This is a genomic window from Sphingobacterium tenebrionis (assembly GCF_037126265.1).
In the GTDB taxonomy this organism is placed as follows: Bacteria; Bacteroidota; Bacteroidia; order Sphingobacteriales; family Sphingobacteriaceae; genus Sphingobacterium; species Sphingobacterium tenebrionis.
The window spans coordinates 62,045-77,556 of sequence record NZ_JAYLLN010000011.1; the positions used below are offsets into that span (position 1 = coordinate 62,045).

Below are 15,512 nucleotides of genomic sequence, written 5' to 3' on the forward strand. Positions count from 1 at the left end.
AAATCAAATTATAAAATGGCGTTTTTAGACTATTATAAAGTACTCGGTTTAGATAAATCGGCGAGCCAGGATGACATCAAAAAAGCTTACCGCAAGCTGGCAAGAAAATTCCACCCCGATCTAAATCCAAACGATGAAGATGCAAAAAAAAGATTCCAGGAGATCAATGAAGCCAATGAAGTATTGACCGATCCTGAGAAGCGAAAGAAATACGATCAATACGGTGAAAATTGGAAGCATGGCGAAGAATATGAAAAAGCCCAGCAACAGTACCGTCAGCAACAAGGAGCACGACAGGGTGCAGGGGGAAATCCTTTTGAAGGTTTTGACTTCAACTATTCCGGAAATTATGATACCGGCGAATATTCCGACTTTTTTGAAGAATTATTCGGTTCCCGCTTTTCCGGAGGTCGGAGTTCGGGCAGAAGAGGAAGCTACAGGGGACAAGATTATGAGACATCTTTGGAATTAACCCTCCTTCAGGCGTCCCAATCCCACAAGCAAACCTTTACCGTAAATGGAAAGAACATCCGTATCACTATTCCTGCAGGAGTGGAAGATGGCCAAAAGATCAGATTGAAAGGTCAGGGTGCAGAAGGTGTAAACGGCGGACCGAAAGGCGATCTATATATCACGTTCCATATTAAACCAGATCCGAGATTCCAGCGCAAAGGGAATGACCTCTATACCCATATCGACATCGACCTACCTACTGCCCTTTTGGGAGGAGATAGCTTAGTCGAAACACTTAGCGGAAAAATCAACGTGAAGATCAAACCCGAAACACAGAACGGCAGCAAGATCAGATTGAAGGGAAAAGGATTCCCGATCTATAAAAAGGAAGATGAACATGGCGATCTCTATGCAGAAATCCACGTGAAACTTCCCAAAAATTTAACAGAGGAACAAAAGAAAATTGTTCAACAATTAGCAGATTCAATGAAGTAGACTATGGAAAAGACATTATTTAAGGTAATCGATATCTGCCGATCCAACAATATCGAACAGGATTTTATCCAGGAACTTCATAACAATGGATTGATAGAGATTATTTACCAAGAAGAACAGGAATATATAGAAGAGGAACAGATCATTGTTTTGGAAAGATTTTCCACATGGCATTATGAACTGGAGATCAATGTACAGGGAATAGAGGTGGTGCAAAACCTGATCGACCGCATCGAATCCCTACAGCAGGAAATCCGGGAGATCAAATCAGGGAGAAAATAAGTTAGCCAAATCGGAAAGTTACAATGCAAATCGTAAAGGAAGTGCGTATTTTACTGCCACTTTTTCATTATTATGCACACCTGGCTTCCATTTGCTTTTTTTCGCAATTTCCTTTAATACACGTTTGTATTCCTCCCCCATACCGTAGCCCATGTCCTTTACAATTTCGATATCGGTCAGTTCTCCAGTTTAAGAGATAACGAAAGTAGCCAACAAGGTGCCACTTGCCTTTGCTTTAATGGCTTCTTGAGTAGGTACAAAGAGACTGGCCACTTGATGGCGAAAAGCGTTCAAGCCAAATTCTGCTTCAGGAACTTGGTCTATTTTGTCCACCTTCCGAGAAAGTTCTGGTGCTTTATCTTGTGCATAAGCGCTTGTACCTATCAAAGTCACCAATAAGAAGGTCAGATACTTTAATTTGTCCATAATGTTCCTAATTAGTAGATATGGTAAATGGAATATTGTATCGAATGGATTTTGGTTGACCATCAACTGTTCCTGGCTTCCAGAGATATTTCTTCGAAGAACTCCTTATTACACGCCTTAATTCTTCGCCTGTTCCATGGCCTAAATGTTGAACTATTTTAACATCAGTTAGTTTTCCCTCCTTTGTGATCACAAATGAACAGATTACAGCGCCCTTTACACCATTGGTAATAGCTGAAGCAGGCAATCGATAATTGTTCAAAATCATTTTCCTAAAATTGGTCATTCCTTTTAATGGTTCTGCAGCAACAACACCCTCTCTTCCAAAATTCTCCAATGAGGTGCTATCATATACCGTATCCTGTTTAGCGGTTTGTGTTGGTAATACCTCCTGAGAAAACGATAAATTCACGAAAAGAAGTTGACTTACAACAAAAAGTGCAAAACTGGAAAGAATAATTGGTAACCTCATAATAATTGATTTTCACTTGGTTTTGTAAAAATACAAATAAAGTTAAATATTAATCAACATTCTTAGATTAAACTATATTCTTGGGCTTTAAAAATTAATGGGAAATTGTATCCCTTTTCTGAAACGCTAAGTTCTTATCCAGGTATTCGAGAAAATAGGTGCCTGGTTCCAATTTTAAACTTATTTCTGCAGGATCACCATGTTGCAGCAGTTGAAAATAAGCAATGACTTGATCATCATTTATCTTTTCAAATACCTTTAGGAAAAGCTGTTTCTCTTTTTTCAAAAGCTCCAATGGAATAGTTGCTTTTATCGCAGTAGATCGGCTATCGGAAATCCCTTGGCTACGCCAGGCCATTTTATAGTCCTTTTCTTTGTTTAGAGCAAAACCATTAATCTTTGCCAAGTAATCAAATAACGCCAAAGGGTTTTTTCTGTCTTCCGCATGGCTTACATAACCTAAAAAACTCAAAGGATCTTTATTCGGAACTTCTATGTACACTTCCCGAATCTTAAACTTTTCGTGAGCGATATCTCTTTGATAGTAGGTTACGCCTTGATATTCCTGCTTTTCAAACTGCTTTAAGTTTTTTAGAGCCCGACGATGCTGAACAGCGATCATATTATAAAATGGATGAATCTCGGGCACCACACTAAATAAAATACGGTTCCCTCTTTTCAAGAGATTGGCCTTATTCAACAATTCCTCATCTGTGGGATAAAGTGATTGGAGGCGTAATCCTGATTGTCCCTGCTCCCGATGTTTAAAATTATAATATAACCAAACATTGATTTCTTCCTTAGGGTTGAAATAGCGGTCGATATCACTAAAGAAATGCCCTTCTTTAATAAACCTTGGCCCAGAACAGGAAACAAAGAGGATGAAAAAAAGGATGTAAAGAAACCTTAATTTCATTATTGAATAGAAAGATCCATTCTGACAGGAAATGAAAATTTTACTGGTACATTCTCATTTTTTGCCTTAGCAGGAATCCAAGTTTGCGTATTTTCTAAGGCTTTGAGAACTGCTTGATCTAAATCCGGTGATAACGATTTGTCCACTTTGATATCAGTCAAATTGCCATTAACATCAATTACAAAGGAAATTTGTACCGTTCCTTTCAATCCAGCATCTATGGCGCTTTGTGGAAAAACAATTTTTTCCTGTACTTCTTTTCTAAAAGCCATTAGTCCACCAGGATATTCCGCAGGTGAATCCACTTGATCAAAAGCCACCACTTTTTTATTTTGAGGCTTTATGGTGTCTAAAGCAGCTTTTTCTTGTGCCTGATTGATAGATCCTGTTTCTATTGGAGTAGATGATTCCTTATTGGATTCCTGCTCAGTTAGTACTTGTGCATTTGCAACCAATTTGGTTGACCCAACTTCATTTGCCTCAACTTCATTCCTTCCAACCTGGCTTGATTCCATCACGGTTTTTTCCAATAAGGGCTGAATAACTTCTTCTTGATCTAATGTCTTAAAGCCTTGTGTTAAACCCATTAGTAACGCTAAAATCGGTAATACACTGAAATAGATCATTATTCTGTTTTTCTTCGTTTTTTCTTTAAATAACATGGTAATTCTTTCTTTTAGTAATGATTTATTGGAAAACTCATAACTCAACGCATACTGATTCGTGTTCAAGGCATAAGCCAACAAAAGCTCCGCGTATTTTACTTTGGAATCGCCAAAATTGCTATCCACCAAATATTCATGTAGCAGTTTCATCTCCTTCCGGAATAGGTAAACAACCGGGTTGAACCAATTGAGGATACAGATGATATCCATTAGCATGAGGTCATAGGAATGACCCTGTTTAACATGGATTTCTTCATGTTTGTTCATCAAACTGTTATCCTTTACCTTTTCGCCCATACTGATGGTTCCAAAAAAGGAGAAACTCTCATTTTCTGCTGGATTGGCGATTCGTCGGTTGACTAGAAAAAATTGGTAGACCAACCTTCCTATGCCTAATACGATGCCTAAGCCGTAGATGATCATAGCAATCTGTGAAATGCTCCATTCCTGCTTTTCTTCCTGCAAAGGTGATGCTGCAGGTTGTACATTTTCTATTCCGGCCTGGATAATTAGTTCCGGTATTTGGATGACCATTGCCTGAGGAACCTCATAGGAAATATATAATCCAATGGGCATCAGCATGGAAGAAATCAATCCCAATAGGATATAGAATCTATTCCATTTCAAAAAGGTCAACCTTTTTAAACCGTATCTATATAATAGATAAAATAATACCAGGGAAATATTGACAAGCAAAATATAGTTCATGGCAATCAAATAAGGTTTATGACTTATGTTTTTGAATCAGTTTTAGGATATCATCCAACTCTTGAACATCCAGTTTCTTATCTTCCAAGAAAAAAGACAACATGCTGCTCGCGGAGTTTTCAAAATATCCCTGCAGGAGTTTTCCTGTAATTAACTTCTTATACTCTTCTTTTTGAATCAATGGGAAATACCGATGGCTTTTCCCAAAGGATTCATGGCCCACGAAACCCTTGGTCTCGAGGATCCTGATGATGGTTGATACCGTATTATATGCTGGCTTTGGAGCGGGTAATTGGTCGATGACATCTTTTACAAATCCACCTTCAAATTCCCATAGCACGTGCATGATCTGCTCCTCGGCTTTAGTAAGTTCTTTTAATTCGTCCATACTTGTGTTTATTAAAAAAGACAATATTGCCTATAATCGATTATAGTACTAAGGTATAACTAAGTTTTTAGTTTATCAACTAATTTTTTAGTTTTTATTTGTTAATTTGGTTTAATTAGTTGATTTTCAAGGAATTATTTTTTTATCGTCATTGCGAGGCACGAAGCAATCTTTCGTCATTGCGAGGTGTCTTTCCCACGTCATTGCGAGGCACGAAGCAATCTTTCCGCATGTCATGCTGAGCGTAGTCGAAGCATCTAAATTTGGTACCCGTAGAGATCCTTCGACTCCGCTCAGGATGACATGGACGGCTCAGGATGACATGGACGGCTCAGGATGACATGGACCGCTCTGGATGATAAAAAAGTCCAAAGATTGCTTCGTCGTGCCTCCTCGCAATGACGCCACTCCATAATCCTACGGATTATACCGCCAGTTCCGGTCCGATTTCTTAGCACCTTGCTTCTTTTTCCGATCCAGCCTTTCCAACACCACACTCTTCGGAATCTTGGTCTTAATTCTTTTCTTCTCCACCTTCACCGCCTCTTCCATCACCTTCAAAAACCTTTCAACCACAATATCCTTATTCCTCAACTGGCTCCTATCCTCCGAAGAATCCATCAAAAGCTCCCCATCCTTATTGATCCTATTCGCCAATTTTTCCAGAATAATCCCCTTCTCCTGCTCATCAAAAACCTTTGACTCCGTAACATTCCATATCAAAGTAACCTTGGACGAAACTTTGTTCACATTCTGTCCCCCTTTACCCCCAGATCTGGAAGTTCTAAAGGACAATTCATTCAATAACGCTTCTGGATTATAGTTCATTTGTAATAAAATTAGCATAAATATTAAACTGATAAAAATTTTGCACTACAATTAATAAAGCATCCTTATCTTTAAACCAACAAACATAAACGTATGAAAATAGGAATCGTATGCTATCCGACCTTTGGGGGAAGCGGTGTAGTGGCAACTGAACTCGGTAAAGCATTGGCTAATAACGGACATCAGGTACATTTCATCACCTATTCCCAACCTGCACGATTGGATTTCTTCTCCGAAAACTTATATTACCATGAAGTGGCGATCAACCAATACCCTTTATTTGATTTCCCTCCTTACGAAACCGCACTGGCCAGTAAGCTGGTAGATGTGGTCCGGTTTGAAAACTTAGACCTCTTACATGTGCACTATGCTATCCCACATGCCTCTGTAGCCTTTTTGGCCAAACAGATCTTGGCAACCTACGGCATCAACATCCCGGTAGTCACTACCTTACACGGAACAGACATTACCCTAGTGGGTAAGGACAAAAGTTTTAGCCCGGTAGTTACCTTCTCGATCAACAAATCCGATGGGGTTACCACAGTTTCCGATAGCCTTAAAGAACAGACCCTAAGCTATTTCGATATCAGCAATCATATTGAAGTCATCCCTAATTTTATTGATCTTCATAGATTCCACAATAAAAACCATGAGCACTTCAAAAAGGCTATCGCGCCTAACCATGAACGGATTATTGTTCACACCTCCAACTTCCGTAAGGTAAAACGGGTAGACGATGTGGTCAAGATCTTCCATAAAATCATCCAGGAAGTTCCAAGTAAACTTTTAATGGTTGGAGATGGTCCGGAGCGTCGAAATGCCGAAGAGCAGGCTCGCGAATTGGGCATAACCGACTGTATCCGTTTCTTAGGTAAGCAGGATGCCATCGAGGAGATCCTTTCCATTGCCGATCTGTTCATTATGCCATCAGGATCAGAGAGTTTCGGTCTTGCTGCCCTTGAAGCCATGGCTTGTAAAGTGCCTGTGATTTCCTCCAATACAGGAGGTCTTCCAGAACTGAACGTGCAAGGATTCAGCGGATACCTGAGCGATGTGGGCGATGTGGATGATATGGCAAAAAATGCCATCCATATCTTGAAAGATTGCGAGGTGCTGAACCAATTTAAGGAGAATGCATTGACCCGAGCGAAGGAATTTGAACTCAGCAAAATCGTTCCACGATATGAGAAATTTTATGAAGAGGTGATCGAAAAGGTAAAAAAAGAGAATAAATCTAACTAATCGCAAGCAAAAAGTCATATCTTTGGCTTTTGGAAATCTTCCAAAAATCAAATATGAAATACAAACGTATCCTCCTTAAACTCAGTGGTGAAGCTTTGATGGGTGAACAAAGCTACGGAATTGACATTAATCGTGTTCAACAATACGCAAACGACATTCAGGAACTTCATGCTTTAGGCATGGAAATCGCAATCGTAATTGGCGGTGGAAATATCTACCGTGGATTGAGTGCTGAAAAAGCTGGAATGGACCGTGTACAAGCGGATTATATGGGTATGTTGGCCACCGTGATCAACTCCATGGCTTTACAGGACGCATTGGAAAAAGCAGGGATGAAAACCCGCTTATTGACCGCCATCAAAATGGAACAGATCTGCGAACCTTTTATCCGCAGACGCGCTGTTCGCCACTTGGAAAAAGGTCGTATCGTGATCTTTGGTGCCGGAACCGGTAACCCTTATTTCACAACGGATACCGCTGCTTCTTTACGTGCTATCGAAATCAATGCCGATGCCGTATTGAAAGGAACACGTGTAGATGGTATCTATACTGCCGATCCAGAAAAAGATCCTAATGCGAAGAAATTCGATCATATCTCTTTCACGGATGTATATGAAAAAGGGCTGAACGTAATGGATATGACGGCATTTACCCTATGCCAAGAAAACAACCTACCTATCATTGTTTTCGACATGAACAAACCAGGAAACCTATTGAAATTGGCCAATGGCGAACATGTTGGAACCGTAGTTAGTTAACTGAATAATAACGATAATATACAATCAAGATATGAACGAATTTATATCACTTCAACTGGACGAATGCAAAGAAAGCATGACAAAGGCTGTTGCTCATACGGAGACTGAATTAACGAAGATCCGTGCGGGAAAAGCAAGCCCAGGTATGCTTGATGGAATTTATGTGGATTACTATGGTACTTCTACGCCTTTGGCGCAGGTAGCCAATGTAAATACACCTGATGCAAGAACAATCGTGATCCAACCTTGGGAAAAACCCATGTTATCTGTGATCGAAAAAGCAATCATGGATTCTAATATTGGTTTGAACCCTCAAAACGATGGTTCAATCATCCGATTGGCTGTACCTCCTTTGACTGAGGAACGCCGTCGCGATCTAGTGAAAAAAGCAAAAGAAGAAACAGAAAAAGGTCGTGTTTCTATCCGTAATATCCGTAAGGATGCGAACGAAGCAATCAAGAAATTGAAGAACGACGGTGCATCGGAAGATGAGATCAAAACTGGTGAAGCTGAAGTTCAAAAATTAACGGATGCATATATCGCTAAAGTTGATCAATTAGCTGAATTGAAAGAAAAAGATATCATGACGGTATAAGTCAGATCAAATTTCGAACACATATGAAAGGATTCTATACTTAGAATCCTTTTTTTTTCGTTACTATTTCTAAATATTTTGGCTATATTCAATTAACAGATTAAAAACACTATGTTACAATCAAGAAGAAACTTCCTTAGGCTAGCAGGCTTAGGTATCGCAGGTGGATTAATTGCACCCCAATTTTTATCCTGTGATAACGCAAAACCAGGCTCTGATTCGCCACTCCACAATATCGGATTACAATTGTTCACTGTTAGGGATCTGCTCGCACAGAACCCCGAAGAAACTTTGAAGAATATCGCCAAGATTGGGTATAAACATGTAGAAACTTTTGGGGCAGATCCAAGTAATGGGAACCACTGGGGCATCAGTACGGATCAGCTCAAAAAATTCCTGAACGATAATGACTTGAAGACACATTCCGGGCATTATGATCTTCAGAAATATTTGGACAAGGATATTACGGATAAGGAAAACCTGGAGAAATATATTGAAGTTGCCCATAATCTAGGCCAGGAATTCATTGTAGTTCCCGTTCCTCCTATGCATAAGTTGAACCAATTGGATGTGGCCAGTTATCAATATATGGCGGAACAATTGAACAAGGCTGGGGAAATGTCGAAGAAGGCTGGGATTAAAATGGGATACCATAACCATTTCTGGGAATTTAAGGAATTTGGAAATGGAACGAAGGGATTGGATATCCTATTGGCATTTACAGAACCTGATCTGGTGAGTTTTGAGCTGGATCTATTCTGGATCAATAAGGCGGGAGAAAGCCCGCAGACGTATTTTGATAAGTATCCAGGTAGGTTTTCACAATGGCATGTCAAGGATATGGATAGAGCGAATTCTGTTCCTTTGGATCAGAATAAGTTGGATCCAAAGACTGGAAAAAGGGATACGATCAATTTGGATGAGATAACTCGGACGACTAAGTATACGGAGGTAGGTACTGGAAGTATTAATTATATTAATATGGCTACTTTTGCGAATGAAAGCGGATTGAAGTATGCGTATGTGGAGCAGGATGAGATTTATTCTGCGGATAAATATGCGAGTATTAAGAAAAGCTTTGATTATATGCAGAAGAATTTTAAATAAGGATTAGGAGAAATTGCATTTCTCTCGTCATTGCGAGGAACGAAGCAATCTTTACACCCGTCATTGCGAGGAGCCCGTCATTGCGAGGAACGAAGCAATCTTCCCGCATGTCATGCTGAGCGAAGTCGAAGCATCTGTTCGGTTGTATACGTACAGATCCTTCGACTTCGCTCAGGATGACAAAAACTACAATCAGGAAGACAAATACTACGCTCAGGAGGACAAAGTCCAAAGATTGCTTCGTCGTACCTCCTCGCAATGACGCTAAAGCCCAAGGCCTAACCCCCAGCACCTAAAACCTTAATCTCTCCACTTCTTCCGCGGTCTCTTCCACCTTCTCCCTCAACTCATCCTTAAACCCCTGCACCGCAGCGACCAACTTATCATCTGCCGTAGCCAATATCTGCGCGGCCAAAATCCCAGCATTCTTTGCTGCATTTAAAGCAACCGTAGCCACCGGAATCCCATTTGGCATCTGCAGAATAGACAACACCGAATCCCATCCATCAATAGAATTAGACGACTTCACAGGAACACCAATCACCGGCAAGGTCGTAATCGAAGCCACCATCCCTGGCAGGTGCGCAGCACCCCCAGCTCCAGCAATAATCACTTTAATCCCTCTCACAGCAGCCTGTTCTGCAAAATCGAACATACGCTTTGGCGTACGGTGTGCCGAAACGATGGTCACTTCACATTCAACACCTAAATATTTTAAAACTTCAATAGCATCCTGCATAACCGGAAGATCTGATTTACTTCCCATGATGACACTTACTTTTGGATTTTCCATCTTACTATATTCTGTTTTATGCTATAACTTTAATTAAAGATTGTATTTTTCGAGCATTCTCAATCGCTAAGGATCTATCCGGATTCACGATCGTAACATGACCCATTTTACGGAACGGCTTGGTATATTTCTTTCCATACAAATGCACATATACACCATCCATCGCCAATGCTTCTTCCAGACCCTCGTATCTCGCCAGTCCCTCATACCCATCCTCACCCAACAGATTGATCATGATCGCATTGCTACGTGATTCCGTATTTCCTAATGGAAGATTGAAAATCGCACGTAGATGCTGCCCGAATTGCGAAGTATAATTGCCTTCAATGGTCTGATGACCACTGTTATGCGGCCTTGGAGCCAATTCATTCACCAATATATCCCCATCTGCTGTTAGGAACATCTCTACGGCCAACAAACCCACGATCTGAAGATCATTTGCAATCTTCTTGGCAATGCTTTCTGCTTTTGATTGGATATCGAAGGAATAGGTAGACGGTGCAATCAAGAACTCCACCAGATTTGCCTGCGGATTGAATTCCATTTCCACCATCGGAAAAGTACTCATTTCCCCACGATCGTTTCTGGCTACAATAACCGCTATCTCCTTCTCAAAATTCACCAGTTCCTCTACGATGCTTGGTTCATCAAAAGCATGCTCAAAATCAGCCGCTGTTGATATTTTTTTAACCCCTTTACCATCGTATCCATCTTTTCTCATTTTTTGGATATAGGGCAGTTGAATATGGCAATTACCTAGCCCTTCCCTGTTGGAAACAAACTGAAAAGCTGAAGTTGGAATATCATTCTGTTTAAAAAATTGCTTTTGCAACCCTTTATCCTGAATCAACCGAATCACGCGGGATTGTGGGTACACAATAACACCCTCTTCCTCCAAAGCCTCCAGTGCATCCACATTTACCTTCTCAATTTCAATCGTGATCATATCCAGATCCTTACCGAAATTATAAACGGTATCATAATCCGATAGTGACCCTACTTCAAACTGATTACATAGTTTCTTGCAGGGCGCATTCGGATCAGGATCCAACACATGGATATTCACATTATAATTGATAGCTTCTTGGATCAACATCCTGCCCAATTGACCACCGCCTAGGATCCCTAATCGAAGGTCACCATAAAAATCTTTTGCCATATTGTATGCTATTGCTCTACTGTTGTGGGAAATATATCCCCCTGCAGTAAAGACTGTTTTTCTATTATTTTCTGTAATTCCAGGAACGCTCCGATCAATGCTTCTGGCCTAGGAGGACATCCCTGCACATACACATCCACCGGAATGATCTTATCCACTCCTTTTACCACATGATAACCGTGTTGCCAATAAGGTCCACCACAGTTGGAACAGGAACCCATCGAAATCACATATTTCGGATCGGGCATCTGTTCGTATAATTTCTTGATCCGGTCGGCCATCTTAAAAGTCACCGTTCCAGCAATGATCATCACATCCGACTGCCTAGGTGAAGGCCTCGGGAATACCCCTAATCGATCCAGATCGTAAGTGGCAGCCATGGCGCCCATCATTTCGATTGCACAGCAGGCAATACCAAAACTAATTGGCCACATCGATGACAACCTTGCCCAATTCAGCAGATCGTCCATCTTGGCGATGATCACCCCATTATTTTGCTGCAAACGTTGATCTAGGCTCATGATTCGGAATTTGGTTTCTTAAATTTCGGCTTAAATCCCAATTTTACCGGAGCAGCTGCCTTTTCGGCAAGTACCTCTTCTATTTCCTTCTCTTTAAAATCTCGGACAGCATAGGTTGTTGCATTCAATTGATCATAGGCTGAGGGTGGAATACCGACCGAAACCGTAGGTTTCTGATGGGTGGGTTTTATCCAACTGATATCCCCACTTTTCCAAACATAGATCAAGCCTACAACCAGGATGGCTAGGAAGATCCCCATTTCAATCAAGGTAAACCAACCCCAACGGGAATCAGCAGCAATAAAATCTGCATTCCCGAAAACGGTTGCCCAAGGAAATATAAACAACAGCTCCACATCAAACAATAAAAAAACCAAGGCAATGACATAAAACCTGGGATTAAATTGTACCCAGGAAGTCCCCTTGGATTCTTCACCGCACTCATAGGTGCTCAATTTGATGGGATTCGGATTTTTTGGAGAAAGGAATTTAGCTAATAACATGGTCCCAGCAACCAATAAGATACCAATGATAGCCATTAAAAGTATCTTACCGTATTCTGATATCTGACTGGGTTCGTCCATATTACAAAATTAACAATTATTTCAATGCTTCCCTTCTTCTATTAAAAAGGTTTACCAGGCATTTTAGGCATATTACGCATCATTTTCGCAGCCATTCCTGGATTGGACATCTGCTTCATGACCTTACGCATATCCGAAAATTGCTTCATCAACTTGTTCACTTCATCCAGATTTGTACCTGAACCTTTTGCAATACGATTTCTACGACGTTGATCGATCGCATCCGGGTTCTCACGCTCAAATGGGGTCATGGAATCAATGATCGCTTCAATAGGCTTGAACGCGTTATCATCGATTTCCACATCTTTGATGGCCTTTCCAACTCCTGGAATCATACCCATCAAATCCTTCATATTACCCATTTTCTTGATCTGTTGGATCTGGGATTTGAAATCGTTGAAATCGAATTTATTTTTGCGGATTTTCTTCTGTAGCTCCGCCGCTTGTTTTTCGTCAAATTGCTGTTGCGCACGCTCAACCAAGGATACCACGTCACCCATACCCAAAATACGGGATGCCATACGATCAGGGTGGAAGACATCCAATGCCTCCATCTTCTCGCCGGTACCAATAAACTTGATCGGTTTGTTTACCACCGATTTAATGGAAAGAGCAGCACCACCACGGGTATCACCATCTAATTTGGTCAATACGACCCCGGTAAAATCCAGACGGTCGTTGAAGGTTTTCGCGGTATTCACGGCATCCTGTCCAGTCATGGAATCCACCACGAACAAGATCTCTTGAGGCTTGGTCGCTTCTTTCACCGCGGTAATCTCCTGCATCAATGGTTCATCGATGGCCAAACGACCAGCTGTATCGATAATGACTACATTGTTTCCGTTTCTTTTGGCTTCTTCCACACCCGCAACGGCAATGGCAATAGGATCAGTAGACGTTCTATCGGTATAAACCGGAACACCTACCTGCGAACCCAAAACTTCCAATTGGTCAATCGCAGCCGGACGGTAAACGTCGCCTGCTACCAATAATGGTTTTTTACCTTTAGATGCTTTCAAGAAATTGGCCAACTTACCCGAGAAGGTCGTTTTACCGGCACCGTTCAAACCAGCGATCAAAATTACAGTTGGGTTTTTGCCAAGTTCCAATTCAGTAACCGTTCCACCCATCAACTCCGTTAATTCGTCGTTCATGATCTTGGTCAATAATTGACCTGGCGAAATACTGGTCAGTACATTCTGCCCTAAGGCTTTTTGTTTTACATCATCGGTAAAGGTCTTGGCTGTTTTGTAATTCACATCGGCATCCAACAATGCCTTGCGAATTTCCTTCATCGTCTCAGCGACGTTGATTTCCGTAATATTCCCCTGCCCTTTTAATACTTTAAAGGCTCTGTCTAATTTATCCTGTAGATTTGAAAACATCTTATAATCTCTTGAAAATTCTTGCTAAACCACAAAGTTAATAATTACTTGTTAATTAGCGAAAATCTACTTTTTACTGGACTTCTTTTGACCACCTTTTTCGGTACGTTTTTGGGCTCTCACCGCACAGTTTTGAAAAACAAGCACTGAAATTGTTCTCATCTTCAAATTGAAGCTCTCTAGCGATTTCTTTTATACTTTTGGTACTATTGACTAAAAGGTGTTTACTTATTTTCAGCATACCGATGCTAATGAGTTCTTTCGGAGTCTTGCCGAACACTTTCTTGGTTACAGAAGTCAGCTTTCTTTGGCTTACACCCAACTGTTCTGTATAGAAAGGTATTTTTTTCTCCTGATGCACGTGCTTACTGATCAGGCAACGGAACTTATTCGACAATTCGATCTCTTCCATCCGACCTTTCCTTTCCACCACTACAAAATCGTCCAAATAAATATTTCCGGTCAACAGGACCTGCTTGATCAGGGTCAAACCAAATTCCTTATAAATAAGTTCATTGCTGTGTTGTTTCGCAAGTTCCATATGGAAAGCCATGAATTCATTATAGCCACTATATTTTTCTGGAATGATGACCGTTCGGTAAAAAAGATTTTCACCGCTGAAAATATGTGATTGTTGTAGGGGTTGAAAATCCATGACCATTCGGTCAAAAAAAGATTCTGAAAAATAAAGGAGGAAAAACGGCCTGGGTTCTCCCGCTACCGCCCTTAGCTGTATATCTTTGGGTATAAATACCAAACTGTAGGGCTTAAACTCAATCTCTTCTCCATGAATATCTATTTTCCCTCCGTGCTCAAAAATCATCACGACTTTTAAAATCGCACAATTCCAGGTATTCACTGAAAATAATTCTCCCAGTGAATTGCCTGAAACTTCTTTAAAATCAAATTCCATAGCATTAAATGATATCTTTCAATATCTAAGTTCTTCATTAGGTTAGGCCTCAAAATAGGTAAAAATTCCCAAATAAATGAAATATTTTCTTAATAAATAAAAAAGAAGGTGTCTAAAAAGGCACCTTCTTCTGTTTTATAGCTTTCTGGAGCTCCATTATAATTTCATGAGCAATATTAGGCTGCAAGTCGATGTTTTGTACTTTTCAGCATGTTGACGGCTTGATTTATCGCAAATAGGGAGTTTTTGCCACCTGGTTTACCGATAAAAGCTTTGTCTTTCCACTTTTTTGCCCATTTTCTGAGGTTATGGGCAATGGCCATCAATCCGAACTCCACAGCGACTTTATCCAGTCCTTTCATTGTGAACCGGGTAAACCTGTTGTTGCTTTTCATCTGACCGAAAACAGCTTCCACTTCTATGGGTCGCTTGCTTCGATGGTACATTCCCTCTTCCGATAGCAGTCTTTCCCGGGCTTTATCCTTGAGCTGATTGAGTCTATGGTTTACTTCAATGAGCCGATCGCCTTTAGCTTTATGGCACCCACTGCGCATCGGGCAGCCTTCGCATCGCCGAGCCTGGTAACAGCTGACCCGGGCAGTGTATCCGTTGGCACTGACTCTGGTTGCATGACCGATAAAGCTGAGCTTCTGTCCGGCCGGACATACATAATAGTCATCCTGCTGGTTGTAATATAGGTTCTGTACCGAGAAAGGATCCTGTTTATGCTTGCGCTTCTGTTCCATATGGAAGTAATTGTACTTCACAAAAGCGGTTATACCCTGTCCTTCCATCAGCTCGTAGTTCTGCTCGCTACCATAT

At 40.9% G+C, this 15,512-nt stretch carries 19 protein-coding genes and 1 pseudogene; 6 read left to right on the forward strand and 14 right to left on the reverse strand.

Going from position 1 to position 15,512, the window contains the following annotated elements; all coding sequences use genetic code 11:
* Nucleotides 1-15: 15 nt before the first annotated feature.
* Nucleotides 16-948: a DnaJ C-terminal domain-containing protein gene (locus VJ786_RS06535; protein WP_099365917.1), complete on the forward strand. Its 933-nt coding sequence runs from the start codon at nucleotides 16-18 to the stop codon at nucleotides 946-948.
* Between the two features lie 3 nt (nucleotides 949-951).
* On the forward strand, nucleotides 952-1,230 hold the full coding sequence (locus VJ786_RS06540) for a chaperone modulator CbpM (RefSeq protein WP_099365918.1): 279 nt from the start codon (nucleotides 952-954) through the stop codon (nucleotides 1,228-1,230).
* Between the two features lie 18 nt (nucleotides 1,231-1,248).
* Here VJ786_RS06540 and VJ786_RS06545 read toward each other — a convergent pair whose 3' ends face one another.
* From VJ786_RS06545 to arfB, 7 genes are all read right to left on the reverse strand, one after another.
* Entirely contained in the window at nucleotides 1,249-1,383 is a 135-nt protein-coding gene (locus VJ786_RS06545; protein WP_336557459.1) for an energy transducer TonB, read from the reverse strand.
* 36 nt (nucleotides 1,384-1,419) lie between these two features.
* Nucleotides 1,420-1,656 carry a hypothetical protein gene (locus VJ786_RS06550; protein ID WP_336557460.1) on the reverse strand — a complete coding sequence of 79 codons (237 nt, stop codon included), beginning with the start codon at nucleotides 1,654-1,656 and terminating at the stop codon, nucleotides 1,420-1,422.
* A gap of 7 nt (nucleotides 1,657-1,663) precedes the next feature.
* Nucleotides 1,664-2,128 carry an energy transducer TonB gene (locus VJ786_RS06555; protein ID WP_336557461.1) on the reverse strand — a complete coding sequence of 155 codons (465 nt, stop codon included), beginning with the start codon at nucleotides 2,126-2,128 and terminating at the stop codon, nucleotides 1,664-1,666.
* A 94-nt stretch (nucleotides 2,129-2,222) separates the two neighbouring features.
* Nucleotides 2,223-3,044 (reverse strand): hypothetical protein, encoded by an 822-nt coding sequence (locus VJ786_RS06560; protein ID WP_099365921.1) that lies wholly within the window; start codon nucleotides 3,042-3,044, stop codon nucleotides 2,223-2,225.
* The gene (locus tag VJ786_RS06565) at nucleotides 3,044-4,417 is read right to left on the reverse strand and encodes a TonB family protein (RefSeq protein ID WP_336557462.1); all 1,374 of its coding nucleotides are present in this window, start codon (nucleotides 4,415-4,417) and stop codon (nucleotides 3,044-3,046) included. The genes VJ786_RS06560 and VJ786_RS06565 overlap by 1 nt, the downstream gene beginning before the upstream one ends.
* 16 nt (nucleotides 4,418-4,433) lie before the next feature.
* Nucleotides 4,434-4,805 (reverse strand): BlaI/MecI/CopY family transcriptional regulator, encoded by a 372-nt coding sequence (locus VJ786_RS06570; protein WP_099365923.1) that lies wholly within the window; start codon nucleotides 4,803-4,805, stop codon nucleotides 4,434-4,436.
* Nucleotides 4,806-5,222: 417 nt separating this feature from the next.
* On the reverse strand, nucleotides 5,223-5,633 hold the full coding sequence (arfB, locus tag VJ786_RS06575) for an alternative ribosome rescue aminoacyl-tRNA hydrolase ArfB (protein ID WP_099365924.1): 411 nt from the start codon (nucleotides 5,631-5,633) through the stop codon (nucleotides 5,223-5,225).
* Between the two features lie 93 nt (nucleotides 5,634-5,726).
* On the opposite strand from arfB, the gene bshA reads away from it, so the two are divergent.
* The 4 genes from bshA to VJ786_RS06595 all read left to right on the forward strand — a co-directional run bounded on the left by bshA (nucleotide 5,727) and on the right by VJ786_RS06595 (nucleotide 9,335).
* Entirely contained in the window at nucleotides 5,727-6,875 is a 1,149-nt protein-coding gene (bshA, locus tag VJ786_RS06580) for an N-acetyl-alpha-D-glucosaminyl L-malate synthase BshA (RefSeq protein ID WP_099365925.1), read from the forward strand.
* Between the two features lie 53 nt (nucleotides 6,876-6,928).
* The gene (gene pyrH / locus VJ786_RS06585) at nucleotides 6,929-7,633 is read left to right on the forward strand and encodes a UMP kinase (protein WP_134777206.1); all 705 of its coding nucleotides are present in this window, start codon (nucleotides 6,929-6,931) and stop codon (nucleotides 7,631-7,633) included.
* A 31-nt stretch (nucleotides 7,634-7,664) separates the two neighbouring features.
* A complete protein-coding gene (frr, locus tag VJ786_RS06590; RefSeq protein WP_099365927.1) occupies nucleotides 7,665-8,228 on the forward strand; it encodes a ribosome recycling factor in 564 nt (187 codons plus the stop codon).
* 111 nt (nucleotides 8,229-8,339) lie between these two features.
* A complete protein-coding gene (locus VJ786_RS06595) occupies nucleotides 8,340-9,335 on the forward strand; it encodes a sugar phosphate isomerase/epimerase family protein (RefSeq protein WP_099365928.1) in 996 nt (331 codons plus the stop codon).
* 292 nt (nucleotides 9,336-9,627) lie between these two features.
* Here VJ786_RS06595 and purE read toward each other — a convergent pair whose 3' ends face one another.
* From purE to VJ786_RS06630, 7 genes and pseudogenes are all read right to left on the reverse strand, one after another.
* Entirely contained in the window at nucleotides 9,628-10,128 is a 501-nt protein-coding gene (purE, locus tag VJ786_RS06600; protein ID WP_099365930.1) for a 5-(carboxyamino)imidazole ribonucleotide mutase, read from the reverse strand.
* 16 nt (nucleotides 10,129-10,144) lie between these two features.
* The gene (locus VJ786_RS06605) at nucleotides 10,145-11,287 is read right to left on the reverse strand and encodes a 5-(carboxyamino)imidazole ribonucleotide synthase (RefSeq protein ID WP_099365931.1); all 1,143 of its coding nucleotides are present in this window, start codon (nucleotides 11,285-11,287) and stop codon (nucleotides 10,145-10,147) included.
* Between the two features lie 8 nt (nucleotides 11,288-11,295).
* On the reverse strand, nucleotides 11,296-11,808 hold the full coding sequence (locus VJ786_RS06610) for an NADH-quinone oxidoreductase subunit B (protein ID WP_099365932.1): 513 nt from the start codon (nucleotides 11,806-11,808) through the stop codon (nucleotides 11,296-11,298).
* A complete protein-coding gene (locus VJ786_RS06615; RefSeq protein ID WP_099365933.1) occupies nucleotides 11,805-12,392 on the reverse strand; it encodes an NADH-quinone oxidoreductase subunit A in 588 nt (195 codons plus the stop codon). Before VJ786_RS06615 ends, VJ786_RS06610 begins: the two co-directional genes overlap by 4 nt.
* A gap of 41 nt (nucleotides 12,393-12,433) precedes the next feature.
* Nucleotides 12,434-13,777, reverse strand: a complete 1,344-nt coding sequence (gene ffh, locus VJ786_RS06620) for a signal recognition particle protein (RefSeq protein WP_099365934.1) — start codon at nucleotides 13,775-13,777, stop codon at nucleotides 12,434-12,436.
* Nucleotides 13,778-13,850: 73 nt separating this feature from the next.
* Complete coding sequence (locus VJ786_RS06625; protein ID WP_099365935.1) at nucleotides 13,851-14,690, reverse strand: AraC family transcriptional regulator; 840 nt, start codon at nucleotides 14,688-14,690, stop codon at nucleotides 13,851-13,853.
* 284 nt (nucleotides 14,691-14,974) lie between these two features.
* Nucleotides 14,975-15,512: pseudogene (locus tag VJ786_RS06630) on the reverse strand (transposase); the annotation flags it as partial.

What these genes read in the sequence shown, in the direction of transcription:
- VJ786_RS06610 (WP_099365932.1), bottom strand. Translation starts at nt 11,808, where the DNA reads ATGAGCCTAGATCAACGTTTGCAGCAAAATAATGGGGTGATCATCGCC.
- VJ786_RS06550 (WP_336557460.1), bottom strand. Translation starts at nt 1,656, where the DNA reads ATGGACAAATTAAAGTATCTGACCTTCTTATTGGTGACTTTGATAGGT.
- VJ786_RS06615 (WP_099365933.1), bottom strand. Translation starts at nt 12,392, where the DNA reads ATGGACGAACCCAGTCAGATATCAGAATACGGTAAGATACTTTTAATG.
- VJ786_RS06605 (WP_099365931.1), bottom strand. Translation starts at nt 11,287, where the DNA reads ATGGCAAAAGATTTTTATGGTGACCTTCGATTAGGGATCCTAGGCGGT.
- VJ786_RS06560 (WP_099365921.1), bottom strand. Translation starts at nt 3,044, where the DNA reads ATGAAATTAAGGTTTCTTTACATCCTTTTTTTCATCCTCTTTGTTTCC.
- VJ786_RS06545 (WP_336557459.1), bottom strand. Translation starts at nt 1,383, where the DNA reads ATGGGCTACGGTATGGGGGAGGAATACAAACGTGTATTAAAGGAAATT.
- frr (WP_099365927.1), top strand. Translation starts at nt 7,665, where the DNA reads ATGAACGAATTTATATCACTTCAACTGGACGAATGCAAAGAAAGCATG.
- bshA (WP_099365925.1), top strand. Translation starts at nt 5,727, where the DNA reads ATGAAAATAGGAATCGTATGCTATCCGACCTTTGGGGGAAGCGGTGTA.
- VJ786_RS06570 (WP_099365923.1), bottom strand. Translation starts at nt 4,805, where the DNA reads ATGGACGAATTAAAAGAACTTACTAAAGCCGAGGAGCAGATCATGCAC.
- pyrH (WP_134777206.1), top strand. Translation starts at nt 6,929, where the DNA reads ATGAAATACAAACGTATCCTCCTTAAACTCAGTGGTGAAGCTTTGATG.
- VJ786_RS06540 (WP_099365918.1), top strand. Translation starts at nt 952, where the DNA reads ATGGAAAAGACATTATTTAAGGTAATCGATATCTGCCGATCCAACAAT.
- VJ786_RS06535 (WP_099365917.1), top strand. Translation starts at nt 16, where the DNA reads ATGGCGTTTTTAGACTATTATAAAGTACTCGGTTTAGATAAATCGGCG.
- VJ786_RS06595 (WP_099365928.1), top strand. Translation starts at nt 8,340, where the DNA reads ATGTTACAATCAAGAAGAAACTTCCTTAGGCTAGCAGGCTTAGGTATC.
- arfB (WP_099365924.1), bottom strand. Translation starts at nt 5,633, where the DNA reads ATGAACTATAATCCAGAAGCGTTATTGAATGAATTGTCCTTTAGAACT.
- purE (WP_099365930.1), bottom strand. Translation starts at nt 10,128, where the DNA reads ATGGAAAATCCAAAAGTAAGTGTCATCATGGGAAGTAAATCAGATCTT.
- VJ786_RS06555 (WP_336557461.1), bottom strand. Translation starts at nt 2,128, where the DNA reads ATGAGGTTACCAATTATTCTTTCCAGTTTTGCACTTTTTGTTGTAAGT.
- VJ786_RS06565 (WP_336557462.1), bottom strand. Translation starts at nt 4,417, where the DNA reads ATGAACTATATTTTGCTTGTCAATATTTCCCTGGTATTATTTTATCTA.
- VJ786_RS06625 (WP_099365935.1), bottom strand. Translation starts at nt 14,690, where the DNA reads ATGGAATTTGATTTTAAAGAAGTTTCAGGCAATTCACTGGGAGAATTA.
- ffh (WP_099365934.1), bottom strand. Translation starts at nt 13,777, where the DNA reads ATGTTTTCAAATCTACAGGATAAATTAGACAGAGCCTTTAAAGTATTA.